The sequence below is a fragment of the Aquitalea sp. S1-19 genome (assembly GCF_024343515.1).
The window spans coordinates 17,176-42,449 of the sequence record NZ_RJTZ01000017.1 but is presented as its reverse complement, the minus strand read 5'-3'; the positions used below and the strand labels follow the sequence as shown (position 1 = coordinate 42,449).

Below are 25,274 nucleotides of genomic sequence, written 5' to 3'. Positions count from 1 at the left end.
TGGAGTGGGTGGGTGTCGAAGGGCGCAAACCCACACTCAGGATAGACTGGCGTGAAGATCTGGTCGGTAATCCGGCCAGTGGCGTGATCCACGGCGGGGTGATTACCTCGCTGGTGGACACCACCAGCGCGATGGCCGTGACCGCCAATCTGTCTGACTATGAAACCATCGCCACGCTGGATCTGCGTATCGACTATCTGACGGCTGCCAAACCTGGGCAGCCTATTTTTTGTTCGGCCGAGTGTTACCGCCTGGCCGGACAGATCGCCTTTACCCGCGCCATCTGTTATCAGGACAGTATCGATCTGCCTATCGCCCACGGTGTGGCGACTTTTATGCGAGGCTCCAGCCGGGTGCCGATGGTGGACGAGGGGGATAAGTCATGAGCGCGTTTATGCAGCGTTTTGCTGCTTTGCGTGATGCCGGCGATTGTGTTGGTGTGATTGATGCCATTCCCTATGCCCGGTTGATGGGGGTTGAGTTCAGCGAGTCTGGCGAAGATGGATTGCTGTTTTCCTTGCCTTTTCATGAACGCAATATCGGTAACACCATGTTGCCGGCCTTGCATGGCGGCTTGATTGGCGGCTTTCTGGAAAATGCGGCGTTGATCCATCTGATGTGGAATCGGGACTCGCTGGAGGCGCCGAAAATCGTCGACTTTTCGCTGGACTATCTGCGCTCGGGGCGGGCGCAGACGCTGTATGCCAGTTGTGAAATTACCAAGCAGGGCAAACGGGTTGCCCATGTACTGATTGAAGCCTGGCAGGAAGACCGGGCCCAACCTGTGGCCGTTGCGCGCGCGCACTTCTTGCTCGCGACCGGCTAAACCGACAAGACAAAGGAAGCGGTTCATGACAAAGCTGTTCAACTTTTCTGCAGGTCCTGCGGTGCTGCCGCATGCGGTACTGGCCGAGGCGCAGGCCGATATGCTGGACTGGCATGGCTCTGGCATGTCGGTGATGGAAATGAGCCATCGCGGACGCGAATTCATGGAAATCATCCATGATGCCGAGCAGGATCTCAGGCAGTTGATGGCGGTGCCGGCGGGTTATAAGGTGCTGTTTTTACAAGGCGGGGCCTCGCAGCAGTTTGCCATGGTGCCGATGAATCTGCTGGCGGGCAAAGCCTCGGCCGATTACGTGAATACCGGGCACTGGTCCAAGCTGGCTATCAAGGAAGCCTCACGTTTTGGTAAGGTCAATGTGGTGGCCAGCGCCGAAGATCGCGGTTTTAGCTATGTGCCGGATCAAAGCATCTGGCAGTGCGACCCCGAGGCGGCTTATCTGCATTACACCTCGAACGAGACCATCGGTGGCGTGCAATTCCCCTTTGTGCCGGATGCCGGCAAGGTGCCGCTGGTGTGTGATATGTCCAGCGATTTCCTGTCGCGCGAGATTGACGTGGCCAAATTCGGCCTGATCTATGCCGGTGCGCAAAAGAACATCGGCCCGTCCGGCCTGGTGGTGGTCATCGTGCGCGAAGACCTGCTGGGGCAGGCGATGCCGGGTACGCCGACCATGCTTGACTATCAGGTGCACGCCAACGCCGACTCGATGTACAACACGCCGCCGACTTATCCTATCTATATCGCGGGTCTGGTATTCAAGTGGCTGAAAGAGCAGGGCGGAGTAAAGGGTATGGCGGCGCGCAATAGCGAGAAGGCCGGGCTTTTGTATCATGCCATCGCGTCCAGCAACGGTTTTTATTCGACCCATGTGGCCGAGGCCGACCGCTCGCAGATGAATGTGGTGTTCCGCCTGAAAGACGAGGCGCTGGACGAGGTGTTTGTTGCCGAGGCTAAAAAACGTGGTCTGGTGCAGCTTAAAGGTCACCGCGTGGTGGGTGGGATGCGCGCCTCCATCTATAACGCCATGCCTATCGAAGGCGTGAAGGCGCTGGTTGGCTTTATGGGCGAATTCGCGCATCAGCATGGTTGAAATGCACTGCACTTGTGTCGGTGCTTTACTAACCCGCCCCGTTTGCGTCAGCAGCAGGGCGGGTTTTTTAATGCGTTCAGCGCGCCAACTGCAAGGTGCTGGTGAGGCTTGGGTTTCAGGGGCACGGCTTTGGGCTGTAAGCCTTAACTCGCTTTGTGCCTTCCTGCCCAGATGTAAACAAGGATGCCTATCGCTATCATCGGCAGGCTCAGCCACTGCCCCATGCTGATGGCGTAGGACTGGCCGAATATGCCGGCGTCCGGCGTGCGGAAAAATTCGGCACAGAAGCGGAATACGCCGTAGCCCATCAGAAAGACGGCCGAGACGCGGCCGCTGGCGCGCGGTTTGGCGGAGTAGAGCCAGAGAATAACAAACAGTGCGATGCCTTCCAGTGCAAACTGGTAAAGCTGCGACATATGGCGTGGCAGGCCACCCAAGGTCAGGTAGGTCTGCAAGAGCTCAGGATGTTGTTGAACCCAGTTCATGTCTTCAATTCGTGCCTGCGGAAACACCATCGCCCATGGCGCATCGGCGCGGGTCACGCGTCCCCACAGTTCGCCATTGATAAAATTGCCTACACGTCCGGCCGCGAGGCCAAGAGGTACCAGTGGTGCGATAAAGTCGGTGATCTGCCAGAAAGTCTGGCCATGGCGGCGGGCGAACAGCCACATGGCAAACAGCACGCCTAGAAAGCCACCGTGAAACGACATGCCGCCTTTCCATACCATCAGGATTTCGGCCGGATGGGCAAGGTAGTAGCCGGGCTGGTAGAACAGCACTTCACCCAGGCGCCCGCCGACGACGACACCGAGTACGCCGTACATTAGTAGGTCATCCAGTAGCTTGGGCGTCATGAAACTGTGGCCGGCTTTGATGCGGACATTGCCCAGCCAGATAAAACACATGAACCCCACTAAGTACATTAAACCGTACCAGTGGATGGCGAGTGGCCCCAGGTGGATAGCCACCGGGTCGAATTGCGGATGAATGAGCATTTGTCAGGTGGTGTGCGAATGGGGTAAAAGGAGAGTGACGAAATTATACGTAAAAGTGTTCCCCCGTGCCTCGCTTCCTACCCCGGAGTGGGCGCGATGCCTCAACGCAAGGTGGTGCCGGTGCACAATGCCGGCCGGAGGAATACCGGACTCAGATCGAACCTCAAGGAAAAAGCATGCCGCAATACCGTTCTCGCACCACCACGGCTGGCCGCAATATGGCCGGCGCCCGCGCCTTGTGGCGCGCCACCGGGATGAAGGATGATGACTTCGAAAAGCCCATCATCGCCATCGCCAACTCGTTTACCCAGTTTGTGCCGGGTCATGTGCATCTGCACAATATGGGCCAACTGGTGGCGCGTGAAATAGAACGCGCCGGCGGTGTGGCTAAAGAATTCAATACCATCGCCGTGGATGACGGCATTGCCATGGGCCATAGCGGCATGCTGTATAGCCTGCCTTCGCGCGAGCTGATTGCCGACTCGGTCGAGTATATGGTGAATGCGCACTGTGCCGATGCGCTGGTGTGTATCTCCAACTGCGACAAGATCACCCCGGGCATGCTGATGGCGGCCATGCGGCTGAATATTCCTGTGGTGTTTGTGTCCGGCGGGCCGATGGAAGCGGGCAAGGTGCAGTGGGGTAATGATATCCGTAAGCTGGATCTGGTGGACGCCATGGTCGAGGCGGCCGACAGCCGCATCTCGGACGAGGATGTGGCCAAGGTTGAACGCTCTGCCTGCCCGACCTGCGGTTCGTGCTCGGGCATGTTTACCGCCAATTCGATGAATTGCCTGACCGAGGCGCTGGGCCTGTCCTTGCCGGGCAACGGCTCGATGCTGGCCACGCATGCCGACCGTAAGGAGTTGTTCCTCAAGGCGGGGCGCACCATCGTTGATCTGGCGCGCCGTTATTATGAAGGCGACGATGCCTCGGTTTTGCCACGTAGCATAGGCTCCAAGCAGGCGTTCGAGAATGCAATGGCGCTGGATGTGGCCATGGGCGGCTCGACCAATACCGTGTTGCACTTGCTGGCGGCAGCCAGTGAAGCCGAGGTCGATTTCAAAATGGCCGATATCGACCGCATTTCGCGTTCGGTGCCGTGTCTGGCCAAGGTGGCGCCGGCAACGCAAAAATATCATATGGAAGACGTGCACCGCGCCGGTGGGGTGATGGCCATTCTGGCCGAGCTGGATCGTGCCGGCATTCTGCATCGCGACCTGCCGACCGTACACAGCCCTAGCATGGAGGAAGCGCTGGCTGCATGGGATGTCTGCGTCAATAGCCCGGACAGCGAGGCGCACCGTTTCTATCGTGCGGCACCCGGTGGCGTACCGACCACCATCGCTTTCTCGCAAAGCATGCGTTACCCCGAGCTGGATCTGGACCGTGCGGATGGTTGTATCCGCGATAAAGCCCATGCTTACTCGCAGGATGGGGGGTTGGCGGTGCTGTACGGCAATATTGCCGAGCGCGGCTGTATCGTGAAAACGGCAGGGGTGGATGACTCCATACTCAAGTTCACTGGTCGTGCGCGCCTGTTCGAGAGTCAGGATGATGCCGTGGCGGAGATTCTGGCCGATCGCATCGTCGAGGGCGATGTGGTGGTGATTCGCTATGAAGGCCCTAAGGGCGGGCCGGGCATGCAGGAAATGTTGTATCCGACCTCTTACCTTAAGTCTAAAGGGCTGGGAAAGGCGTGCGCACTGCTGACTGATGGCCGTTTCTCCGGCGGAACCTCGGGGCTGTCCATCGGTCATGTGTCGCCCGAGGCGGCTGAGGGCGGTGCAATCGGGCTGGTGGAGGAAGGAGACACCATTCTGATCGATATTCCGGCGCGCAGCATTGTCCTGCAAGTGACGGATGAAGAAATGGCGCAGCGTCGTAGTAAGATGGAAGCGCGTGGGGTGGCAGCATGGAAGCCATTGGATCGTAACCGCGTGGTCAGTCCGGCATTGCGTGCTTATGCCGCGATGACGACCAGTGCCGACACCGGTGCGGTACGTGATGTTTCTCAGGTTGAACGGCGCTGAGTGGTTTTGGCCTGTCGTTGTGAACGGGTCGCCATAGCGACCCGTTTTTATTGGTTAAATGGTAAAGGTCGGTTGTGGGTAATACAGAGCAAGGCATGGGACGGCGGGCTTTTTTGGCGAGTGTGCTCTCGGGCGTGTTGACTGCTTGCAATGATAGTCAGTCACCGCTTGCTAGCTTGTTTGGCCGGGTTGCGGTACAGCCTTTGCGTGTCGGCATCAACGCCGCTTATGCACCGTTCGAGTCGCTCAATGTGCGCGGTGAGCCGGTCGGTTTTGATATCGACTTGATGCGTTTGGTCGCTTCGCATATGGGTCGGGAGTTGGTATTTGTGAATCTGCCGTGGCGGCGTCTGTTGCAGTCGCTGGCGCAAAGGCGGCTGGATGTGGTGATTTCGGCGGTTGCTGTCACGCCGGCACGGGCGCGCAACTTTCTCTTTACCAGGCCGTACTACCGTGAGCGCCAGGGTTTGCTGCGCGCTCAGGCGCTGGTTGCGCTGCCGCTGCAGCAAATCCGGCGTATCGGTGTGCTGGAGTACAGTCGTGCCGATGATCATCTGGCGCGTCTTGGCGTTGAGTCGGGGCAAATCAAGGCTTATCCGGATGCTGCACTGATGCAGGCGGCTTATCATGCAGGCGAAGTCGATGTCTTATTCGGCGATGAGCATGTGCTGCGGGTACTGCATGTCGAGGCTACTGATACGCTTAGCTTTGATGCGGCATTCGGTCTGGACGAGTATGCGATTGTTTTGCCTATGGGGGCAGAGGATTTGCAGGCGCAGTTGAATCAGTCGTTACAGGTACTTGAGCATAGCGGGGCGCTGGCCGCATTGGTGCGTCAGCTGGATATGTGAGGCTGAATGTTCGGAATTGTTGTTTTTGCTGCTTCCGGGCTTGGGTCTGGGCTTTAGTGTGTGGTCGCCGGGCTTGCTATGCGCCGCTGTGGTGTGCGACAAGGTGTGTGGCTGAAATCGACTTTGGTAAAAGCCTTTTAAAATCAGCATCTTGTGCTTCTCTGTAAACGACAGGCAAAAAAATGCGCGGGATTTATGAGCCCGCGCCAAGTCTACAAAGGAGAAATAGAGGAGAAACTATCAAGAAGCATCACTGCATCTCAACAAGTTTGAATTATCGGTTTTTAGTGATGTACTGTCAATCAATGTATGTTCTTAAATCGTCAAAATGTAAGAAAACGTCGCAATTTATGACGTTGGGTGTCACTAAACGAAAGTCCTCATCTTGCTAGATACTGAATACGCGTTATATGCCACAATACCCGTTTTACATTGCCGTTTGATGACACCATGCCCAGTCAGCTTCCTGATCCGCGTCAATACCCCGCTTTGCTCGCTTCGAACCGCCTGATACACCACGCCGTTTCTGCGCTTGATGCCAAAACAGATGCCGATGCCGAATCTTGGCGCGAGGGTTTGCGCTTGGCGCTGGGCGATGTGCTTAAACGCGACGATATGCTGACCCTGTCGGTTGCGCTGGCGATGGCGCCATCTGCCGCTGCTTATCGTGAACTATGGCAGGCCTTGCGCGCTGCGGTCGAGCATGCCGAAGGCCGGCATGTGGTACTTTTTGCCATGCCGCTGGTGCTGGTGGCTGCCGCAGACGGTGAAGTTAGCTTGCCGGCTGAAATTGGCGATGCGGGCGGGCTCAATGCCTTGCTGCGCCAGCATGCGGTATTTTCTCCCGGTGCCGAAGTGTGGCTGGGTGGCGCTTTGCTGCATCCGGACTCACTGTCTGAGATTTCGGCTGGCCAGATCTATCGTGCGACGCATGAGGCGGCAAGCATGATGGATGCCTTGCCGGCTAATCTGGCCGGTCGTGCGGTGACCGTGCACAAGGATGGCGTCTTCCTGCGTTACCTCTTGGGGGTTGCCATTCAGGAAGAGGGGCGTCCGTCTGCGCTCAAGCTCGGTGGTGCCGTTGGTGCCTGGGGTTTGCCATTGATGAAATTTTTGGGCGAGCAGCTGAAAACCACAGGGCTTAATCTGTTTCCGATTGCCCGTCCGCCACAAATGCTGATGCAGGCCATGGTGGAAGGCGGCAAGGCGCGGCATGAAGTCGCGCTGCAGGCTTTTGCCAGTAGTCAGATTCGCCGTCTGCGCGATAAATCACTGACGCCGGTTGCGGTCTTGGCCGCCCATCGTGGTGGTGAGTTGCGTTTCACCTTGTCGGCGGTAAGCGGCGAGGGTGCGGATGAGGGATTTGTCTGGACGCTGTCGCCACTGGATTCGGTGCCGGCGATAGAAACCATGGTGCGCGAACTGATGGCCGAGTGTCAGGTCGAGGATGTGCGTGTCATTACGGGCTTGATGGTCGAAGAGCAGCAAGGTGAGCGTCTATTTCTGCATGCGGGCAATACTGCGCCGGCTGCCGCGCACTGATTTACCTGTATGAGCGGGGAAAGCCGCCGTGTATGTGCGGCAAATGATGTAAAATCACGCCTCGTTACTGAACCCTTGATTTGGAAGAGTTGAAGATGTTTGCTACTGACCAGTCGATTGCCCAGTTTGACCCCGAACTTTCCGCTGCCATTGAGGCAGAGTGCCAGCGCCAGGAAGACCATATCGAGCTGATTGCGTCGGAGAACTACACGAGTCCGGCCGTGATGGAGGCGCAAGGCTCCCAGCTGACCAATAAGTATGCCGAAGGCTATCCGGGTAAGCGCTTCTATGGCGGTTGCGAGCATGTGGATGTTGTCGAGCAACTGGCAATCGATCGCGTCAAGCAACTGTTCGGTGCCGAGTACGCCAACGTGCAGCCGCATTCCGGCTCCCAGGCCAACCAGGCAGTGTATTTCTCCATCCTCAAGCCGGGCGATACCGTGATGGGGATGAATCTTGGTCATGGCGGTCACCTGACGCATGGTAGCCCAGCCAACCTGTCGGGCAAGATGTTCAATATCGTTGCTTACGGTCTCAATGAAAATGAAGAGATCGATTACGACGATATGGAGCGCGTGGCCATGGAAACCCGCCCCAAGCTGATTATTGGCGGTGCTTCGGCCTTTGCCTTGCGTTTCGATTTCGAACGCATGGGTCAGATCGCCAAGAAGTGCGGCGCTTATTTTATGGTGGATATGGCGCACTACGCCGGTCTGATTGCCGCCGGTGTTTACCCTAACCCGGTGCCGCATGCCGACTTCGTGACCTCGACCACGCATAAGACCCTGCGCGGCCCGCGTGGCGGCATTATTCTGGCCAAAGCAGAGTACGAGAAGAGCCTGAATTCTTCGGTGTTCCCGACCTTGCAAGGCGGCCCGCTGATGCATGTCATCGCCGGTAAAGCCATCGCCTTCAAAGAAGCACTTAAGCCTGAATTCAAGGTGTATCAGGAACAAGTGCTGAAGAACGCTGATGCAATGGCACGTACCCTGACCGAACGCGGTCTGCGCATCGTGTCCGGGCGTACCGAAAGCCATGTCTTCCTGGTGGATCTGCGTGCCAAGGGCTTGACCGGCAAGGCCGCCGATGCGGCTTTGGGTAAGGCACATATTACCGTCAATAAGAATTCGATTCCGAATGACCCGGAGAGCCCGTTCATTACCTCCGGCATCCGTATCGGCAGCCCGGCGATTACTACCCGTGGCTTCAAGGAAGCAGAGGCCGTGATTGTGGCCAATCTGATCGCTGATGTACTGGATGCGCCGGAAGACGCGGCAGTGCTTGCGCGAGTAGCGGCTGAAGCGACTGCCCTGTGTCATCGTTTCCCGGTATACGCCAAGTAAGCCGTATCTGACCGCTAAAACGCCGCGCTTCCCATAGTTGGGGCGCGGCGTTTTTGTTGTGTCGTTCACGCTTGCCCGCCAGGTTTCAGGCCCGGGTGTAGAAATCAATTCAAAGGTCTTTTGCTATGTATTTGCTGATGGTGGGCTGGGTGTATGTGATCCTGATGTTTTCTCTAGCGCAAGAAAGTGTGCTTGCCGGCGTATTGACCTTTTCCCTGCTTGGCGTGCTGCCCGTGGTTTTATGGGTCTGGATGAAAATACACCGCTTGCGCGCACGGCGCGAGGCGGCAGCATCTGCACAAGATGATGGCAAAGCTTGAGGATAACGCCCTGGCAGTGATAGAATCCCGCGTCCCCGGAATTTAGGGGAACTACGCACGTTCGCGCCAAAGGGTGTCCGCAAGGATTTTTGCGCGAACGGAGCCCATAACCCTTAGGAGTTTATTTAATGAGCACTACCGTTACCATGCGTCAAATGCTGGAGGCCGGCGTTCACTTCGGTCACCAAACCCGCTTCTGGAACCCAAAGATGGCTCAGTACATCTTCGGCAGCCGCAACAAGATCCACATCATCAACCTGGAAAAGACCCTGCCACTGTTTATCAGTGCTCAGGACTATGTTCGCCGCTTGGCCGCGAACAAGGGTACCGTGATGTTTGTCGGCACCAAGCGTCAGGCGCGTGAAATCGTACGTGAAGAAGCTAGCCGTGCAGGCGTTCCTTTCGTTGATCACCGCTGGCTCGGCGGTATGCTGACCAACTACAAGACGGTCAAGCAGTCGATCAAGCGTCTGGAAGAAAAGTCTGCTGCGCTGGCTAACGCGGACGAAAGCGGTTTCAACAAGAAAGAACTGCTGGACATGCAGCGCGAAGTTGAAAAACTCGAGCGTTCGCTGGGCGGTATCAAGGATATGAAGGGCTTGCCAGACGCCATCTTCGTTATCGATACCGGCTACCAGAAGGGCACCATCGTTGAAGCCCAGAAACTGGGTATCCCAGTTATTGGTGTGGTTGATACTAATAACAACCCAGAGGGTATCGATTTCGTGATCCCGGGTAACGACGACTCCAGTCGTGCGATCCGCCTGTACGCTCGTGGTATCGCTGATGCGGTACTCGAAGGTCGCGCACAAGCGATGCAGGAAATCGTAGCTGCCCAACCGGCTGCTGCCGAGTAAGCAGGGAAAACCAAGGGGGCGCAAGCCCCTTTTTTCCGGTCTGGTTACCTGTTTCACATAATCTAGGAGTTTAAACATGGCGGAAATCACCGCGAAAATGGTCGCCGAGTTGCGCGCTGCAACCTCGATGGGCATGATGGAATGCAAAAAAGCACTGGTCGAAGCCGAAGGCGACATGGCCAAGGCTGAAGAAATCCTGCGTATCAAGTCCGGCAACAAGGCTTCCAAGCTGGCCGGCCGTACCGCAGCCGAAGGCGTTATTTCCACTTTCGTTGAAGGTGGTGTGGGCGCCATGGTTGAAGTCAACTGCGAAACCGACTTCGTAGCCAAGGATGCGACTTTCCTCGCCTTCACCCAGGCTGCAGCCGAAGCCGTTGCCAAAGCCAACCCTGCCGATGTTGAAGCGCTGTCCGCCGTTATTGTTAACGGCCAGAGCGTAGAAGACATCCGCAAGGCAGCGATCGCCAAGCTGGGCGAAAACATGACGATTCGTCGTTTTGCCCGCTACGACACGACCGGCAAGATCGCCACTTACCTGCACGGCGCCAAGATCGGTGTGATCGTTGACATCAATGGCGAAGAAGCACTGGGTCGCGACGTGGCCATGCACATTGCTGCATCCAAGCCTATCTGCGTATCCAAGGAGCAGGTTCCTGCCGAGACGCTGGAAACCGAACGCCGCATCTTTACCGAGCAGGCTATTGCCGAAGGCAAGCCGGCCGATATCGCCGCTAAGATGGTTGAAGGCCGTGTACGCAAGTACCTGGCTGAAGTCACCCTGGTGGGTCAGCAGTTCGTCAAGAACCCTGACATCACCGTTGAGAAGTTGCTGTCCGAGCAGGGCGCAACCGTCAATGCATTCGCTATGTTTGTTGTTGGCGAAGGCATTGAGAAAAAAGTAGTTGATTACGCTGCTGAAGTGGCTGCTGCCGCCAAGGTTTAAGCCTTAATCCGGCTACGAAGGACGGCACCTCGTTTCGGGGTGCCGTTTTGCAAATGTACACTATCAAAATCACGAGTCCGAGGACACCATGAGCCAAGCCCCTGCCTATAAACGCATCCTGTTGAAATTGTCCGGTGAGGCCCTGATGGGAGGGGATAGCTACGGGATCAACCGTGCCACCATCGAACAGATCGTATCCCAGGTCAAGGAAGTGGTTGATATGGGTGTCCAGGTCGGTGTCGTGGTCGGTGGCGGCAATATTTTCCGTGGCGTATCCCAGGCTGCATCCGGCATGGATCGTGCTACAGCCGACTATATGGGCATGATGGCCACCGTCATGAATGCCTTGGCGCTGAAAGACGCGATGGAGCGTATCGGTATCGTGGCGCGCGTGCAGTCGGCGCTGACCATGCAGCAGGTGGCCGAGCCTTACGTGCGCGGCAAGGCAATGCAGTATCTGGAAGAAGGCAAAGTGGTGATCTTTGGTGCCGGTACCGGCAACCCGTTTTTCACCACCGACACTGCTGCCGCCTTGCGCGGCATGGAAATGAACGTGGATATCATGCTGAAGGCCACCAATGTGGATGGCGTGTACACCGACGACCCGAAAAAGAATCCGGAAGCGGTACGCTACCAGACGCTGACCTTTGACGAGGCCATCTCGCGCAATCTCAAAGTCATGGATGCGACCGCCTTTGCGCTGTGCCGTGACCAGAACCTGAATATCAAGGTATTCAGCATCTTCCGCAATGGTGCGCTGCGCCGCGTCGTGCTTGGCGAAGATGAAGGCACGCTGGTACACTGCTAAGCATTAGAACACGACAGGCGGAAACGGCGAGTGCGCCGCTTTCCGCCTTGTTTTTCAGAAATACACTGTGGAGTAAACATGATCAACGACGTCAAGAAAACGGCCGAGCTGAAAATGCAGAAGTCGCTGGAAGTCTTCAAGAACGACCTGAACAAGGTGCGTACCGGTCGTGCACACACCGGCATTCTTGATCACGTAATGGTTGATTACTATGGCAGTCCTGTGCCGGTCGCTCAGGTCGCCAGCGTCAACCTGATCGATGCACGCACAATCGGTGTCCAGCCTTGGGAAAAACCGATGCTGGCCAAGATCGAGAAGGCTATTCGCGATTGCGACCTCGGCCTGAATCCGGCTGCGATGGGTGATCTCATCCGTGTACCGATGCCGATGTTGACCGAAGAGCGCCGCCGCGACCTGATCAAGGTGGTACGCAGCGAAGCCGAAGGCGCACGCGTATCGGTGCGTAATATCCGCCGTGATGCCAATAACGAATTGAAGTCGCTGCTGAAAGACAAGGATATTACCGAAGACGACGAGCGTCGCACTCAGGACGATATCCAGAAGCTGACCGACAAGTACATTGCCGAAGTCGACAAGGCGCTGGCCGCCAAAGAAACCGACCTGATGGCGGTATAAGGGGCTCGATTTGCTTGGTAGTTCAACTGTAGCGGTGCCGGACACGCATCCGGTGCCGCGTCATGTGGCGATTATCCTCGATGGTAACGGGCGCTGGGCTAAAAAGCGCCTGTTGCCGCGTGTAGCCGGCCATAAGCGCGGCCTGGATGCTGTGCGGGAAACGGTCAAGGGCTGTGCCGAAATGGGGGTCGAGTACCTGACCCTGTTTGCCTTCTCTACCGAGAACTGGCGCCGTCCGGCTGATGAGGTCTCCTTTTTGATGGGGCTGTTTATCAGTGCGCTGGAGCGTGAAGCCAAGCGTCTGCATGAGCGAAATATCCGTCTCAAAGTGATAGGTTCGCGCGAGCGTTTTGCCCCCGAGTTGCAGGCGCGCATCGTGGCGGCCGAGGCGCTGACCGCGGCGAACACAGGCTTGACGCTGGCGATTGCTGCCGATTACGGCGGGCGCTGGGACATCCTGAATGCGGTCAACCAGCTGATCGCCGAGGGTGCGAGCCATATCAGTGAAGAGGCGCTGTACGGCAGGCTGTCTTTTGGCGATGCGCCAGAGCCTGATCTCTTTATCCGTACCGGTGGCGAGCAACGCATCAGCAATTTCCTGTTGTGGCAGCTGGCCTATAGCGAGTTGTATTTTACCGATCTGCTGTGGCCGGACTTTGACCGGCAGGCACTTGAAGCCGCCATTGCCTCGTACCGGCAGCGCGAACGCCGTTACGGGCGTACCAGCGAACAACTGCCGCCCGATCAACAACGAGGCTGATCCATGCTCAAGACCCGTATTCTGACTGCCTTAGTCTTGCTGCCATTAATGCTGGCGGCATTGTTTGTTTTCCCGTCGCCGCTGTGGGCCGCTTTTTCCTGGTTGATTGTCGGCGTGGCCCTGTGGGAGTTCTCCCGCATGGCGGGTCTGGCAGGTCCCATGCAGTGGGGCTATCTTGCCGTGTCCAGCGCCATCGCCGGCCTTGTCTGGCTGCAGGGCTGGACGCTACCGCTTGTTGCGCAACTCGGTGTACTGGCTTTCTGGCTGGTGCTGGCTCCTTTATGGCTGGCCAAGCGCTGGCATTTGACCCATCAGCCCGCTGCCATGGTGCTGGGCTGGGCCATGTTGTTTCCATGCTGGTTTGCTTTTATTGAACTCAGGCCGACACCGGCTGATGGCTATGCGCTGCTTGCGGTAATGGGTCTGGTGTGGGTTGCCGATGTGGCGGCCTATTTTAGCGGCCGTGCCTTCGGTAAAAGAAAGCTGGCGCCTGCCATTAGCCCGGGTAAAAGCTGGGCTGGCGTCTATGGGGCGTTAGTGGCAGTGGTGGCTTATGCCGTACTGGTCACGCAGCTGGGCTGGATTAATGTGAGCCTGCCGCTGTGGGGTCTGGTGCCGCTGGCGCTGGCTTTGACCATGGTTAGCGTCGAGGGGGATTTGCTCGAATCCTGGTTCAAGCGTGCGGCAGGGGTCAAGGATAGTAGCGCGCTATTGCCAGGGCATGGCGGGGTTTATGACCGTATCGACAGCCTGATTGCAGTGCTGGCGGTGACTAATGCGCTGATGGCGCTGTCCCGCACGTTTATCTAGAGGCCATGACATGTCGCGTTCTTCTTTGGGCATTACGCTGCTGGGTTCAACCGGCAGCATAGGCAAGAGCACGCTGGACGTGCTGGCGCTGCATCCCGAGCGTTTCCATCTGGTGGCGCTGACGGCGTACTCGCAGCTGGATCTGCTGTTCGAGCAGTGCCGCCGCTTCAAGCCCTTGTTTGCCGTCGTTGCCGATGAGGCGGCCGCCCGCGTGCTGCGCCCGCGACTATCGGCTGCCGGTATACGCACCGAGGTATTGCAGGGGGAGGGCGCGCTGGAAACGGTGGCCTCTTTGCCACAAACCGATGCGGTGATGGCGGCAATCGTCGGTGCGGCCGGCTTGCGTCCCGCCATGGCGGCGGCGCGTGCCGGCAAACGCGTGATGCTGGCCAATAAGGAATCTCTGGTGGTGGCCGGTGCGCTGTTTATGCAGGCCGTGCGCGCCAGCGGTGCGACCCTGCTGCCGGTAGACAGTGAACATAATGCGATTTTCCAGTCGCTGCCCTCTGGTTTTAACGGCGATATGGCGGCCAGCGGCGTAGAAAAGCTGGTGCTGACCGCGTCGGGCGGGCCGTTTCGCCGTATGGCAGCGGCTGATCTTGAGCATGTGACCGTGGAGCAAGCGTGCGCCCACCCCAACTGGTCCATGGGGCGCAAGATTTCTGTCGATTCCGCCACCTTGATGAACAAGGGGCTGGAGCTGATCGAGGCACACTGGCTGTTCAATATGCCGGCGGCCGATATCGAGGTGGTGGTGCATCCGCAAAGCGTGATTCACTCCATGGTGCGCTATCGCGATGGCTCGGTGATTGCCCAGTTGGGTGCGCCGGACATGCGTACGCCGATTGCCTATGCCTTATCCTGGCCCGAGCGCATCGAAGCGGGTGTCGAGCGGCTGGACTTTCTTAAACTGAGTAGCCTGACTTTCGAAGCGCCGGATATGGCACGCTTCCCGTGTCTTGCGCTGGCCTATCAGGCCCTGGCCGCGGGTGGGGATGCCTGTTGCGTGCTGAATGCCGCCAATGAAGTTGCCGTGGCGGCTTTTCTAGCCGGAAAAATCGGCTTTGCCGATATTGCGCGCCAGGTTGAAGCCGCGCTTGCGACGCTGGATTTGTCGGCCAGTACTTCGATAGACGGCCTGATGGCGCGCGACGCCGAGGCGCGGCGTTTTGTTGCGACGAGGATAGGCTGATGCTGACAGTACTCGCATTTTTGCTGGCAATCGGCGTGCTGGTAACCTTTCACGAGTATGGTCATTATCAGGTCGCGCGCTGGTGTGGCGTGCGCGTGCTGCGTTTTTCCATCGGCTTTGGCAAGCCGCTATTGAAACGGCAGCGGGGCGACACCGAATGGGTGTTGGCGGCGATTCCTCTGGGCGGCTACGTCAAGATGCTGGACGAGCGCGAAGGGGAAGTCAGGGCGGAGGATCGCCATCTGGCATTCAATAACCAGTCGGTTTACAAACGTATCGCCATTGTTGCAGCCGGACCGCTGGCCAACTTTCTGCTGGCCATCGCGCTGTTCTGGCTGGTGCTGCTGCCTGGCGGCACGGCCGTGCAGCCCCTGATTGGAACCGTGGCGCAGCAAAGTGCGGCAGCGGCGGCCGGAGTGCAGGCAGGTGACCGGCTTGTCGCGATCAACGGTCAGGCGACGCCTAACTGGGAGGCGATCAGTGATGCCGTCAATGAAGGTATCGCCAATGAAGGCCAGCTTGTTTTAAGCGTGGAGCAAGGCGGGACGCGCCGTGAACTACAGGTCGACTTGCCGCGTTTTGGCCTGACGCAGCTGGATGAAAAAAGTCTGAGCAAGCTTGGGATGATGCCTGCGCGCTATTTGCCGAAAATTGCCATGCTGGAGCCCTCGGGTGCGGGTGCGAAGGCCGGACTCAAGGTAGGAGACACCTTGCTGGCCATGGATGGCGTACCGGTCAAAACCTGGGCGGACTGGGTGGATGTGGTGAAAAATCATCCTGGAAAGTCGATGCAGCTTCAAGTTGAACGCGCGGGTAAAACGCTGGAGTTGACTTTGCGTCCGGATACGGTGATGCAGGACGGGCAGGCCAGTGGACGTATCGGTGCGGCCCCCGAAGTTGACCGTGCTTGGAGCCAGTCCTTGCTCTTGCGCGTGGATTACACCCCGTTTGAAGCGCTGGAGGCGGCACTGTCCCGCACCTGGTCCATGTCGGTGACCACGCTAAAAATGATGGGTGGCATGTTGTTTGGTCAGGTGTCGCTGGATGCGGTCAGCGGTCCGTTTACCATTGCCGACTATGCCGGCAAGAGTGCCAATCAGGGTTGGCAAAGTTATCTTGCATTCATGGCTGTCATCAGTATTAGTCTTGGCGTACTCAATCTGTTGCCTGTGCCGGTGCTGGATGGGGGGCACTTGCTGTATTATGTGGCAGAAATTATCAGGGGCCGGCCGTTGAGCGAACAGGTTCAGCAGCTTGGCCAGCGCATCGGTTTTGCCATTATCATGGCACTTATGGTTCTTGCCCTCTTCAATGATTTGGGCCGACTGCTCGGAGGCTGACGCCAAGCATGAAAACAACAACATTAGTCGCTGCACTTGCCATGGCCTTTATGGCCCAGGCTCAGGCTGAAAGCAGCTTTGTCATCAAGGACATCAAGGTAGAAGGGTTGCAGCGTACCGAGCCCGGTACGGTGTTCAGTTATCTGCCGGTCAAGGTGGGCGATACGTTTGACAGCCAGAAGGCTGCCGACGCGATCAAGGCATTGTTTGCCACCGGCTTTTTTAATGATGTCCGGGTCGAGCATGAAGGTGATGTCGTTATCGTTGCCGTGGCCGAACGTCCGGTGGTGGCTCAGCTGACAGTCGAAGGCGCCAAGGAATTCGATAAGGAACAGCTGAAAAAGGCGCTTAAGGAAAATGGTCTGGCCGATGGCCGCATCTTTGATCAGGCTTTGCTGGATCAGGCGGTACAGGAGCTCAAGCGCCAGTATTACAGCCGGGGAAAATACTCGGTAGAGATCCAGCCTACGGTCACGCGGCTGGACCGCAACCGCGTGGCGGTGACGCTGGATATTACCGAAGGCGTGACGGCCAAGATTCGTGACATCAAGATCGTCGGTGCCCAGGATTTTTCGCAGGATGATCTGCTGGAAGAGTTTTCGCTGGCACCGTCCGGCTGGACCAGCTGGCTGGCGCGCGATGACCAGTACTCCAAGCAAAAGCTGTCTGCCGATCTGGAAAAGCTCAAGGCCTTCTATCAGAATCAGGGCTATGTCGAGTTCAATATCGAGTCGACACAGGTTTCCATTAGCGCCGACAAAAAAGACGTTTACCTCACCATTAATGTGACCGAGGGCAAGCCGTTTCGCGTGTCGGAAACACGTCTGGCTGGTGACTTGAAAGTCGCCGAAGCCGAGCTCAAGCCTTTGATTGCGATCAAGGACGGGGCTTTGTTCGAGCGCGAGAAGGTCAATGAAACGGTCAGTGCCATTGCCGACAAGCTGGGCGCCGAAGGCTACGCCTTTGCCAACGTCAATGTGGTGCCCGAACTGGACAAGGAAAAGCAGACCGTCAAGCTGACCTTCTTTGTCGATCCGGGCCGCAAGACCTATGTGCGCCGCGTATCCATTGCCGGCAATACCCGCACCCGTGACGAAGTGATCCGGCGCGAACTGCGCCAGCTGGAAGCCTCTACCTATAGCGGTGAGGCGATCAAGCGTTCCAAAGAACGTCTGGAACTGCTGGGCTATTTCGAAACAGTCAATATTGAAACGCCACCGGTGACCGAAACGCCGGATCAGGTTGATATGGCGATCTCGGTCAAGGAGCGCGCCACCGGCAGCATACAGGCCGGTGTCGGTTTCGTGCAGGGCGAGGGTTTGCAGCTGTCGGCCTCGGTGTCGCAAAGCAATGTGCTGGGTTCGGGCAAATCGATTGCGCTGGCCTTCTCTAACGGCAAGGCTAACAAGCAGGCGTCGGTATCATTTACCGATCCTTATTTCACCGCCGATGGCGTGAGCCTTGGTTACGATGCTTACTACCGCGTGTATGACCCGGATGCAGTCGACCAGAGCCGCTATAAGAGCACAACGGTTGGCGGTGGTTTGCGCATGGGCGTACCGATCACCGAGTACGACCGTGTCAACCTGGGGCTGGGCGCAGAAAACACCGACCTGACACTGTTCCCCGAGAGCCCGGATCGATATAAAGACTTTGTCGACGAGTATGGTCCCAAGAATACCACCTTGCTGGGAAGTGCCAGCTGGGGACGCGATACGCGCGACAGCGCCTTGTGGCCGACGCGTGGCGGCACCATGGGTTTGCGTCTGGAAGCGGGCTTGCCTGGCGGCGATATCCAGTACTGGCGCTTTACGCCTAGCGTGACCTGGTTCTTCCCGCTGTCCAAGACCTTCACTCTGGCTACCAGCGGCGAGGCGGGCATCGTCAAGGGCTATGGCCGAACCAAGGATGTGCCGTTCTTCCAGAACTTCTATATGGGCGGCATAGGCTCGGTGCGTGGCTTCGACAATGGCAGTATGGGGCCCAAGGAGACGGATCAATTTGGGGATGAAGACTATCTGGGCGGCACGCACAAGCTGCAGACCAGCATCGAGCTGCTGTTCCCCTTCCCTGGCATGAAGGATAACCGCTCGCTGCGTACCAGCCTGTTCTTCGATGCCGGTACCTTGTGGGACCCTAAGGTTGCGGGCAGCGATATGTCCAGCGAACTGCGTTACTCGGCCGGTGCTGCGCTGGCCTGGCTGTCGCCGGTCGGGCCGATGAAGTTCAGCTATGCCGTGCCGTTGAAGAAGGAAGAAAGCGACAAGATCCAGCGCTTCCAGTTCACCTTGGGCACGGTCTTCTAAGGGAGGTTTTGTGAAAGCGATCAATACACTGTGTCTGGCGCTGGGCCTTGTTTTTGCCGGCCCGGCATCGGCGGCCGATTTCAAGTTCGGCTATATCAAGATCGAGCGCATTTACAGCGAATCCGCGCCGGCACAAGCCGCGCAGAAGAAACTGGAGAGGGAGTTTGCGCCGCGCGAAGCCGAGCTTAAGCGTCTGGGTGCCAAGGCCAAGGATTTGCAGGCTCAACTGGCGAAAAAGCCGGATGACGGGACACGCCGTACCATAGAGCGCGAGATGGGGTCGCTGGAGCGCGAGTATCAGGCCAAACTCAGGGATTTTCGCGATGATCTGAATCAGCGCCGCAATGAAGAATTTGCTGCGGTGCAGGAGCGGGCTAACCGTCTGGTGCGCCAGATTGCCGAAAAAGAGCAGTATGATCTGGTGCTGCAGGATGCGGTCTACGTCAATCCCAAGTTCGACATCACGCCGCGCGTGTTGAAAGAAATGGAAAAATAAGCCCGGACACGGTCCGGTTTATGCTGCGCGGGCGCTGATGCGTCCGCGCCATTGCCAGCCGACGTCAAGTCGGCTTTATTACTGCCATGAAACTATCCGAAATTATCCGTCACCTCGGTGGCGAACTGATTGGTGAAGACTGCGAAATCGTCAAGCTGGCTCCGCTTAGCAGCGCGCAGGCCGGCGAGATTACTTTCCTTGCCAACCCGAAGTACCGGCGCGAGCTGGCCTTGTGCTCTGCCGCCTGCGTGATTGTGCGCGCCGATATGCTTGACGAGGCCACGGCAGCCGGGCGCAGCCTGATTGTGACCGCTGATCCTTATCTGTATTTTGCCCGCGTAGCGACTTTGCTTAATCCCGCGCCTGCCCTGCGGCCGGGTCTAGATGCGCGCGCGGTGGTCGACGCCAGCGCAGAAGTTGCGGACAGCTGCGAAATCGGCCCCTTGGTGTCGGTTGGGCGTGGCGTGGTGATCGGCGAGCGTTGCCGCCTCTATCCGGGCGTGGTGCTGGGGGATGGTGTGGTACTGGGCGACGATGTGACCTTGTACCCGAATGTGACCATCTATCACGGCTGCCATATTGGCCATCGTGTGGCTATCCATTCGGGTACGGTCATTGGTGCCGATGGTTTTGGTCTGGCCTGGGACAAGGATCACTGGTTCAAGATCCCGCAAACCGGCCGCGTCGTGATTGAGGACGATGTCGAAGTCGGTGCGAATACCACGATTGATCGCGGTGCGCTGTCGGATACGGTGATCCGCGCCGGCGCCAAAATAGATAATCTGGTGCAGATCGCGCACAACTGCGAGATCGGTGAACACACGGCGATTGCCGGCTGCACCGGCATTGCCGGCAGCAGCAAGATAGGGGCGCGCTGCACGCTGGGCGGGGCTGTGATGATGGTCGGCCATATCGAAATTGCTGACCGTACCCATATCGGCGGCGGCACCCTGGTGTCCAAGTCGATCAAAAAAGCAGACAACTACGCCTCCAGCTATCCGATGTCGACTGCCAAGGACTGGATGGCCAATGCCGTGCATTTGCGCCATCTGGATCGTCTGGTTGACCGGGTCAAACTGCTGGAAAAAGAACTCTTACAGATCAAAAACAAAGAAGGACAAGCCGAATGAGCGAAGAAGTAACGATCGATGTGCGTGAAATCATGCGCCACCTGCCGCACCGCTACCCGTTTTTGCTGGTGGACCGCGTCACCGAATTCGAATCGGGCAAGCGCATCAAGGCACTGAAAAACGTCACCATCAACGAGCCGTTTTTTGTCGGTCATTTCGGCGACTATCCGGTGATGCCGGGCGTGCTGATTATCGAGGCGCTGGCGCAGGCCGCCGGCGTGCTGTCGATCAAGAGCGCGGGCGAGCGCAAGGATAACGAACTTTACTTCTTTGTCGGTATCGACAATGCCCGCTTCAAGCGTCAGGTGGTGCCGGGCGACCAGCTGGTGCTGGAAGTCGAGCAGATTGCCGCCAAACGCGGCATCGCCAAATACACGGCGCGCGCGCTGGTCGATGGCCAGGTGGCGTGCGAGGCTGAAATCATGTGTGCCAAACGCGAGGTCTGATATGGCTATCCATCCAACGGCAATTGTCGATGCGAATGCCAAAGTCGCCGCCGATGTCGAAATCGGCGCCTACTCCATCATCGGCCCGCATGTCGAGATAGGTGAGGGCTGCTGGATAGGCCCACATGTGGTGATTGAAGGCCATACTCGTCTGGGACGCAATAACCGCGTGTTTCAGTTCTGTTCGCTGGGTGCTGCCCCGCAGGACAAGAAATACGCCGGCGAGCCGACCCGTCTGGAAATTGGCGACAACAACACCATACGCGAATTCTGCACCTTCAATCTGGGTACAGCCCAGGATGTGGGCGTGACCCGTGTCGGCAACGATAACTGGATCATGGCCTATGTCCATCTGGCGCATGATTGCCAGGTCGGCAACCATACCATCTTCGCCAATAACGCGACCCTGGCCGGCCATGTGCATATTGGCGACTGGGTGATTCTGGGCGGCTTTACCAGCGTGCACCAGTTTACCGTGATCGGCGACCATGCCATGACGGCTTTCTCCAGCGCGGTGACGCAGGATGTGCCGCCCTTTATCATGGCTGCGGGTAACCGCGCCGTGCCGGCGGGCATCAATAGCGAGGGTCTCAAGCGCCGCGGCTTTAGTGCCGAGGCGATACGGGCGGTGAAAAATGCCTATAAGGCGCTGTACCGTCAGGGCCTGCCGCTGGACGAAGCCAAGGCGGCAGTTGCCGGCCTGGTGACGGCCCAGCCCGAGCTTGAGCCCTTTACCCGCTTCTTTGCCCAATCGGCGCGAGGGATTATCCGCTGACCATGGGGGAATCTTTATTCCGCAAGCCGGGCGCGCTCAAGGTGGCCATGGTCGCCGGAGAGGCGTCCGGCGATTTGTTGGGTGCCTATCTGATTGATGCCATCAAGGCGCGTCACCCCGAGGTGGAGTTTGCCGGCATAGGCGGGCCGCGCATGCTGGCGCGCGGCTTTCATAGCATGGTGCCGCAGGAGCGCCTGGCTGTGCGCGGCTATCTGGAAGTACTGTCGCGCCTGCCCGAACTGCTGGGGATACGGCGTCGTCTGAAAAACACCTTGCTGCTTGAACGCCCCGATGTGTTTATCGGTGTGGATGCGCCCGACTTCAATCTGGGGTTGGAAAAGTCACTCAAGTCCGGTGGGCTGGCAACCGTGCATTATGTCAGCCCTTCGGTCTGGGCCTGGCGGCCCGAGCGGGTGGCCAAAATCGGCGAATCGGTGTCACGCATGCTGTGCCTGTTTCCGATGGAGCCGCCGCTATATGAAAAATATGGTGTGCCGGTGTCCTTTGTCGGTCACCCCTTGGCCAGCGAAATTGCGATCGTGCCGGACAAGGCCGCAATGCGGCGCGAACTGGGCTTGGCACAAGCGGTGCCGGTGTTTGCCTTGCTGCCGGGTTCGCGCGTAAGCGAGCTGGACTTCATGATGCCGGTGTATCTGGCAGCGGCGCGTTTATTGCTTCAGACCTATCCGGATGCACAGTTTCTGGTGCCGCTGGCGACGCGCGCAACGATGGACAGGTTCGATGCCTTGCTGACCGAACACAAGGCATGGGATCTGCCGCTGCGCAAGCTGATCGGTCATGCGCAGATGGCGATGATAGCCAGTGATGTGGTGCTGGTGACCAGTGGTACTGCCACGCTGGAAGTGGCGCTGACCAAGCGTCCCATGGTGATCAGCTACAAGCTCTCGGCGTTCACCTACTGGCTGGTCAAGCGCAAGATCAAGCTGCCTTGGGTCGGTTTGCCCAATATTCTTGCCGGGCGCGCGGTGGTGCCCGAGTTGTTGCAAGGCGAGGCAACGCCGCAAAAACTGGCGGCTGAACTGATCCGCATCTATCAGGATGCGGCTTATCAAGCCGAGGTGGTGGCGGAGTTTACCCGCCTGCATCTGGCTTTGAAGCAGGACACGGCGAGTCTGGCGGCAGACGCGGTACTGGAGGTGGCAGGATGCAGCAAATCAGTCTGATCGCCGGCGTGGATGAGGCGGGCAGGGGTCCCTTGGCCGGTGAAGTTTATGCGGCCGCTGTGATACTCGATCCGGCGCGGCCGATCGCGGGCCTGGCCGACTCGAAAAAACTGTCCGAGGCCAAGCGTGACGCACTGGCGCTGGAAATACGCGAAAAGGCCTTGTGCTGGTGCATTGCCCGCGCCAGTGTTGCGGAAATTGACACGCTGAATATCCTGCACGCGACCATGCTGGCCATGCGCCGCGCGCTGGAGGGGCTGGATAGTCAACCTGTCGAGGCCATCATCGATGGCAACCGCGTGCCCACCGGTCTGCTGATGCCAGCACGGGCCATCGTCAAGGGCGATGCGACCGAACCTGCCATTTCGGCAGCCTCTATTCTGGCTAAAACGGCACGCGATGCGTCCTTGCTCGAATTGGATGCGCGTCATCCCGAATACGGCTTTGCCAGGCACAAGGGTTATCCGACCGCCGAGCATATGGCGGCCATCGCCGCGCATGGCGTGCTGGCTGAACATCGCAAGAGTTTCGGCCCAGTCAAAAAATGGCTGGAGGCGCATCAGGGCGAGCTGTTCTAAGGGTGTGTTCACGATCTCGCGAGCTAGCGCGAGACAAGGCAAAAATGGCTAAGAAAGCGGAGTGTACATACGGTACATGAGCATTTCGAAGTCGTTTTTAACGCCGTATCGCCAACGCACAGCAGATCGTGAGCAGACTCTAAAGGACTTGATGGCTCGCAGCGTTGGTGAAGCTACTGAAGGTAAAAACAGGGCGCTCCTTAAATCGGGAGACGCCCTGTTTTTTTGTGGCCGGCTGACGTGTGCCGTTGCGGATGGGGCTTACAGTTTCAGCGTGCCTACTGCCAAGCCGTAAGCGGCATAGACACCCAGTGCCACAATCAGGATGGCAAGAATGGTTTCACCGCCGTTAAATGGTTTTTGAGCTTTTTCTTTGCGTGCCCAGACATAGAACAGCAGGCCTGGGGCGTAGAGCACCATGGAGAGCAGCAGGTATTGCAAGCCGGCTGCGTATAGCAACCATACGCCGTAAACGGTGGCGAGCACCGCTACCAGCATATCCTTGCCGGTCGACTCTCCGCTCTTATAACCTTCGCCGCGCTGAACTACCATCCACGAGTAAATGGCGCAGAACAGATAGGGCAGCAGAATCATCGAGGTGGCCAGTTGCACCAGGCTCAGATACACCGCGCCATTGAAGTAGGTGATGACAAGAAACAGCTGGATCATGCCGTTGGTCAGCCATAGCGACGGTTCGGGCGAACCGTTGGCATTGGTCTTGCTGAATACGGCAGGCATCATGCCGTCCTTGGCGGCGAGGTAAGGCGTCTCCCCGCATAGCAGTGTCCAAGCCAGCAAGGCGCCGCCGACCGAAATCACCAGACCTGCATTCATCAGGTTAGCGCCCCAAGGGCCAACAGCGGCTTGCAACACATAGGCGGTAGACGGGTTCTTCAGCGCAGCCAGTTCACCCTGGGTCAGAATACCCATGGACAGAACCGATACCGCAATCAGCAAGGCTATGGTGAGCAAAAAGCCGATTACGGTGGCTTTGCCTACGTCGGCCATGCTTTGGGCGCGGCTGGAGAACATCGAGGCGCCTTCAATGCCGATAAACACCCATACGGTCACCAGCATGGTGCTTTTCACCTGGTCGACAATGGAGCCCAGTTCGGGTTTGCCCCAGAAGTCGAGATTGAAAGTGTCGATCTTGAAGGCGAACAGTACGATCAGGATAAACAGCGCCAGTGGAACCAGCTTGGCGATGGTGGTGATGGTGTTGATCATCGCCGCACCCTGCACGCCGCGCAGTACCAGAAAGTGCAGCGCCCACAACAAGAGTGAGGAGCAAATAATGGCGGCGCCGGTATTACCCTCGCCAAACATCGGGAACCAGAACGACAGGGCGGAGAACATCACCACAAAGTAGGCGACGTTGCCTATCCAGGCCGAGATCCAGTAGCCCCAGGCCGAGTTGAAACCGACATAGTCACCTAGTGCGGCGCGAGCATAGCCGTAGACGCCGCCAGTGACTTCGGGTTTTCGGGTGGCCAGTTGCTGGAAAACAAAAGCCAGTGCCAGCATGCCGACAAAGGTAATAGCCCAACCTATGATAATGGCGCCGGCTCCTGCTCCGGCCGCCATGTTCTGAGGTAGCGAGAAAATGCCGCCACCTATCATTGAGCCGACCACCAGTGCGGTGAGGGCACCCAGTTTCAGTCTGTTGTCAGACATGACTTCCTCCAGAAAAATTGATGTGCTGCAAGCTGGATGCTTGCCGCGGCATCGGCGTCAAAATGCGAAATAGCGTGCTGCGGTGTAGCTGAACCCTTTAGCCGGGATGCAAACCCTGTGTGCTTTCGGTTTGGCATGGCTGGTATATGACCAATCGGTAGTACGGCAACTGCTCTGTGTTATAGACGGCGCATCGGGTTTTGCAGCGTCTTGTCGGGTGTTTGCCGACTTTTTGCATGCAACAGCCCCTGCATGGCTTTTTGGCTCGTGCAAGACTTTGTGCTTGGCAGTAGTAGTCGCTTGCCTTTAGAATGCGCC

At 57.8% G+C, this 25,274-nt stretch carries 25 protein-coding genes; 23 read left to right on the top strand and 2 right to left on the bottom strand.

Features of this window, described 5'->3' with window-relative positions:
• The 3 genes from EGI20_RS04495 to serC all read left to right on the top strand — a co-directional run.
• Positions 1 to 386, top strand: a 386-nt coding sequence (locus EGI20_RS04495) for a PaaI family thioesterase (protein WP_498629989.1), incomplete at its 5' end; no start/stop codon positions are given.
• A complete protein-coding gene (locus tag EGI20_RS04490; RefSeq protein ID WP_124735838.1) occupies positions 383 to 826 on the top strand; it encodes a PaaI family thioesterase in 444 nt (147 codons plus the stop codon). The genes EGI20_RS04495 and EGI20_RS04490, both read left to right, overlap by 4 nt.
• A gap of 25 nt (positions 827 to 851) precedes the next feature.
• Positions 852 to 1,937 (top strand): 3-phosphoserine/phosphohydroxythreonine transaminase, encoded by a 1,086-nt coding sequence (gene serC, locus EGI20_RS04485; RefSeq protein WP_498629987.1) that lies wholly within the window; start codon positions 852 to 854, stop codon positions 1,935 to 1,937.
• 143 nt (positions 1,938 to 2,080) lie between these two features.
• On the opposite strand, the gene lgt is transcribed toward serC, so the two are convergent.
• Positions 2,081 to 2,932 carry a prolipoprotein diacylglyceryl transferase gene (lgt, locus tag EGI20_RS04480; protein WP_498629985.1) on the bottom strand — a complete coding sequence of 284 codons (852 nt, stop codon included), beginning with the start codon at positions 2,930 to 2,932 and terminating at the stop codon, positions 2,081 to 2,083.
• Positions 2,933 to 3,108: 176 nt separating this feature from the next.
• Between lgt and ilvD the strand changes: the two genes are divergently transcribed.
• The 20 genes from ilvD (at position 3,109) to rnhB (ending at position 23,282) form a co-directional block, all read left to right on the top strand.
• Positions 3,109 to 4,965: a dihydroxy-acid dehydratase gene (gene ilvD, locus EGI20_RS04475; protein WP_498629983.1), complete on the top strand. Its 1,857-nt coding sequence runs from the start codon at positions 3,109 to 3,111 to the stop codon at positions 4,963 to 4,965.
• A gap of 176 nt (positions 4,966 to 5,141) precedes the next feature.
• Positions 5,142 to 5,816 carry a substrate-binding periplasmic protein gene (locus tag EGI20_RS04470; RefSeq protein ID WP_498629981.1) on the top strand — a complete coding sequence of 225 codons (675 nt, stop codon included), beginning with the start codon at positions 5,142 to 5,144 and terminating at the stop codon, positions 5,814 to 5,816.
• Between the two features lie 450 nt (positions 5,817 to 6,266).
• Entirely contained in the window at positions 6,267 to 7,358 is a 1,092-nt protein-coding gene (locus tag EGI20_RS04465; RefSeq protein ID WP_498629979.1) for a hypothetical protein, read from the top strand.
• 95 nt (positions 7,359 to 7,453) lie between these two features.
• Positions 7,454 to 8,701 carry a serine hydroxymethyltransferase gene (gene glyA, locus EGI20_RS04460; protein WP_498629978.1) on the top strand — a complete coding sequence of 416 codons (1,248 nt, stop codon included), beginning with the start codon at positions 7,454 to 7,456 and terminating at the stop codon, positions 8,699 to 8,701.
• A gap of 125 nt (positions 8,702 to 8,826) precedes the next feature.
• Positions 8,827 to 9,021 carry a hypothetical protein gene (locus tag EGI20_RS04455; protein ID WP_124735845.1) on the top strand — a complete coding sequence of 65 codons (195 nt, stop codon included), beginning with the start codon at positions 8,827 to 8,829 and terminating at the stop codon, positions 9,019 to 9,021.
• A 128-nt stretch (positions 9,022 to 9,149) separates the two neighbouring features.
• Complete coding sequence (rpsB, locus tag EGI20_RS04450; RefSeq protein ID WP_124735846.1) at positions 9,150 to 9,878, top strand: 30S ribosomal protein S2; 729 nt, start codon at positions 9,150 to 9,152, stop codon at positions 9,876 to 9,878.
• Positions 9,879 to 9,954: 76 nt separating this feature from the next.
• Positions 9,955 to 10,821 carry a translation elongation factor Ts gene (gene tsf, locus EGI20_RS04445; RefSeq protein ID WP_124735847.1) on the top strand — a complete coding sequence of 289 codons (867 nt, stop codon included), beginning with the start codon at positions 9,955 to 9,957 and terminating at the stop codon, positions 10,819 to 10,821.
• 88 nt (positions 10,822 to 10,909) lie between these two features.
• The gene (pyrH, locus tag EGI20_RS04440) at positions 10,910 to 11,629 is read left to right on the top strand and encodes a UMP kinase (protein ID WP_124735848.1); all 720 of its coding nucleotides are present in this window, start codon (positions 10,910 to 10,912) and stop codon (positions 11,627 to 11,629) included.
• Positions 11,630 to 11,707: 78 nt separating this feature from the next.
• Positions 11,708 to 12,265 (top strand): ribosome recycling factor, encoded by a 558-nt coding sequence (gene frr, locus EGI20_RS04435; RefSeq protein WP_124735849.1) that lies wholly within the window; start codon positions 11,708 to 11,710, stop codon positions 12,263 to 12,265.
• A 10-nt stretch (positions 12,266 to 12,275) separates the two neighbouring features.
• A complete protein-coding gene (gene uppS / locus EGI20_RS04430; protein ID WP_498629974.1) occupies positions 12,276 to 13,025 on the top strand; it encodes a polyprenyl diphosphate synthase in 750 nt (249 codons plus the stop codon).
• Between the two features lie 3 nt (positions 13,026 to 13,028).
• A complete protein-coding gene (locus EGI20_RS04425; RefSeq protein ID WP_498629972.1) occupies positions 13,029 to 13,835 on the top strand; it encodes a phosphatidate cytidylyltransferase in 807 nt (268 codons plus the stop codon).
• Positions 13,836 to 13,845: 10 nt separating this feature from the next.
• Positions 13,846 to 15,027 (top strand): 1-deoxy-D-xylulose-5-phosphate reductoisomerase, encoded by a 1,182-nt coding sequence (gene ispC, locus EGI20_RS04420; RefSeq protein ID WP_498629970.1) that lies wholly within the window; start codon positions 13,846 to 13,848, stop codon positions 15,025 to 15,027.
• A complete protein-coding gene (rseP, locus tag EGI20_RS04415; RefSeq protein ID WP_498629968.1) occupies positions 15,027 to 16,367 on the top strand; it encodes an RIP metalloprotease RseP in 1,341 nt (446 codons plus the stop codon). The genes ispC and rseP overlap by 1 nt, the downstream gene beginning before the upstream one ends.
• 8 nt (positions 16,368 to 16,375) lie before the next feature.
• Positions 16,376 to 18,673 carry an outer membrane protein assembly factor BamA gene (gene bamA, locus EGI20_RS04410; protein ID WP_498629966.1) on the top strand — a complete coding sequence of 766 codons (2,298 nt, stop codon included), beginning with the start codon at positions 16,376 to 16,378 and terminating at the stop codon, positions 18,671 to 18,673.
• 10 nt (positions 18,674 to 18,683) lie between these two features.
• On the top strand, positions 18,684 to 19,169 hold the full coding sequence (locus EGI20_RS04405) for an OmpH/Skp family outer membrane protein (protein ID WP_498629964.1): 486 nt from the start codon (positions 18,684 to 18,686) through the stop codon (positions 19,167 to 19,169).
• 86 nt (positions 19,170 to 19,255) lie between these two features.
• Positions 19,256 to 20,299 (top strand): UDP-3-O-(3-hydroxymyristoyl)glucosamine N-acyltransferase, encoded by a 1,044-nt coding sequence (gene lpxD, locus EGI20_RS04400; protein ID WP_498629962.1) that lies wholly within the window; start codon positions 19,256 to 19,258, stop codon positions 20,297 to 20,299.
• Positions 20,296 to 20,745, top strand: a complete 450-nt coding sequence (fabZ, locus tag EGI20_RS04395) for a 3-hydroxyacyl-ACP dehydratase FabZ (protein WP_124735857.1) — start codon at positions 20,296 to 20,298, stop codon at positions 20,743 to 20,745. Before lpxD ends, fabZ begins: the two co-directional genes overlap by 4 nt.
• 1 nt (position 20,746) lies before the next feature.
• A complete protein-coding gene (lpxA, locus tag EGI20_RS04390) occupies positions 20,747 to 21,520 on the top strand; it encodes an acyl-ACP--UDP-N-acetylglucosamine O-acyltransferase (protein WP_498629960.1) in 774 nt (257 codons plus the stop codon).
• A 2-nt stretch (positions 21,521 to 21,522) separates the two neighbouring features.
• Positions 21,523 to 22,704, top strand: a complete 1,182-nt coding sequence (gene lpxB, locus EGI20_RS04385; protein ID WP_498629958.1) for a lipid-A-disaccharide synthase — start codon at positions 21,523 to 21,525, stop codon at positions 22,702 to 22,704.
• Complete coding sequence (gene rnhB, locus EGI20_RS04380) at positions 22,686 to 23,282, top strand: ribonuclease HII (protein WP_498629956.1); 597 nt, start codon at positions 22,686 to 22,688, stop codon at positions 23,280 to 23,282. Before lpxB ends, rnhB begins: the two co-directional genes overlap by 19 nt.
• Positions 23,283 to 23,543: 261 nt before the next feature.
• Here rnhB and arcD read toward each other — a convergent pair whose 3' ends face one another.
• The gene (arcD, locus tag EGI20_RS04375) at positions 23,544 to 24,956 is read right to left on the bottom strand and encodes an arginine-ornithine antiporter (RefSeq protein ID WP_498629954.1); all 1,413 of its coding nucleotides are present in this window, start codon (positions 24,954 to 24,956) and stop codon (positions 23,544 to 23,546) included.
• Between the last annotated feature and the right edge of the window lie 318 nt (positions 24,957 to 25,274).

Coding starts and splice junctions, on each gene's coding strand:
- rseP (WP_498629968.1), top strand. CDS start 15,027: ATGCTGACAGTACTCGCATTTTTGCTGGCAATCGGCGTGCTGGTAACC.
- EGI20_RS04455 (WP_124735845.1), top strand. CDS start 8,827: ATGTATTTGCTGATGGTGGGCTGGGTGTATGTGATCCTGATGTTTTCT.
- glyA (WP_498629978.1), top strand. CDS start 7,454: ATGTTTGCTACTGACCAGTCGATTGCCCAGTTTGACCCCGAACTTTCC.
- ispC (WP_498629970.1), top strand. CDS start 13,846: ATGTCGCGTTCTTCTTTGGGCATTACGCTGCTGGGTTCAACCGGCAGC.
- tsf (WP_124735847.1), top strand. CDS start 9,955: ATGGCGGAAATCACCGCGAAAATGGTCGCCGAGTTGCGCGCTGCAACC.
- frr (WP_124735849.1), top strand. CDS start 11,708: ATGATCAACGACGTCAAGAAAACGGCCGAGCTGAAAATGCAGAAGTCG.
- arcD (WP_498629954.1), bottom strand. CDS start 24,956: ATGTCTGACAACAGACTGAAACTGGGTGCCCTCACCGCACTGGTGGTC.
- rnhB (WP_498629956.1), top strand. CDS start 22,686: ATGCAGCAAATCAGTCTGATCGCCGGCGTGGATGAGGCGGGCAGGGGT.
- EGI20_RS04425 (WP_498629972.1), top strand. CDS start 13,029: ATGCTCAAGACCCGTATTCTGACTGCCTTAGTCTTGCTGCCATTAATG.
- serC (WP_498629987.1), top strand. CDS start 852: ATGACAAAGCTGTTCAACTTTTCTGCAGGTCCTGCGGTGCTGCCGCAT.
- lpxB (WP_498629958.1), top strand. CDS start 21,523: ATGGGGGAATCTTTATTCCGCAAGCCGGGCGCGCTCAAGGTGGCCATG.
- EGI20_RS04465 (WP_498629979.1), top strand. CDS start 6,267: ATGCCCAGTCAGCTTCCTGATCCGCGTCAATACCCCGCTTTGCTCGCT.
- lgt (WP_498629985.1), bottom strand. CDS start 2,932: ATGCTCATTCATCCGCAATTCGACCCGGTGGCTATCCACCTGGGGCCA.
- fabZ (WP_124735857.1), top strand. CDS start 20,296: ATGAGCGAAGAAGTAACGATCGATGTGCGTGAAATCATGCGCCACCTG.
- bamA (WP_498629966.1), top strand. CDS start 16,376: ATGAAAACAACAACATTAGTCGCTGCACTTGCCATGGCCTTTATGGCC.
- ilvD (WP_498629983.1), top strand. CDS start 3,109: ATGCCGCAATACCGTTCTCGCACCACCACGGCTGGCCGCAATATGGCC.
- rpsB (WP_124735846.1), top strand. CDS start 9,150: ATGAGCACTACCGTTACCATGCGTCAAATGCTGGAGGCCGGCGTTCAC.
- pyrH (WP_124735848.1), top strand. CDS start 10,910: ATGAGCCAAGCCCCTGCCTATAAACGCATCCTGTTGAAATTGTCCGGT.
- EGI20_RS04490 (WP_124735838.1), top strand. CDS start 383: ATGAGCGCGTTTATGCAGCGTTTTGCTGCTTTGCGTGATGCCGGCGAT.
- lpxD (WP_498629962.1), top strand. CDS start 19,256: ATGAAACTATCCGAAATTATCCGTCACCTCGGTGGCGAACTGATTGGT.
- lpxA (WP_498629960.1), top strand. CDS start 20,747: ATGGCTATCCATCCAACGGCAATTGTCGATGCGAATGCCAAAGTCGCC.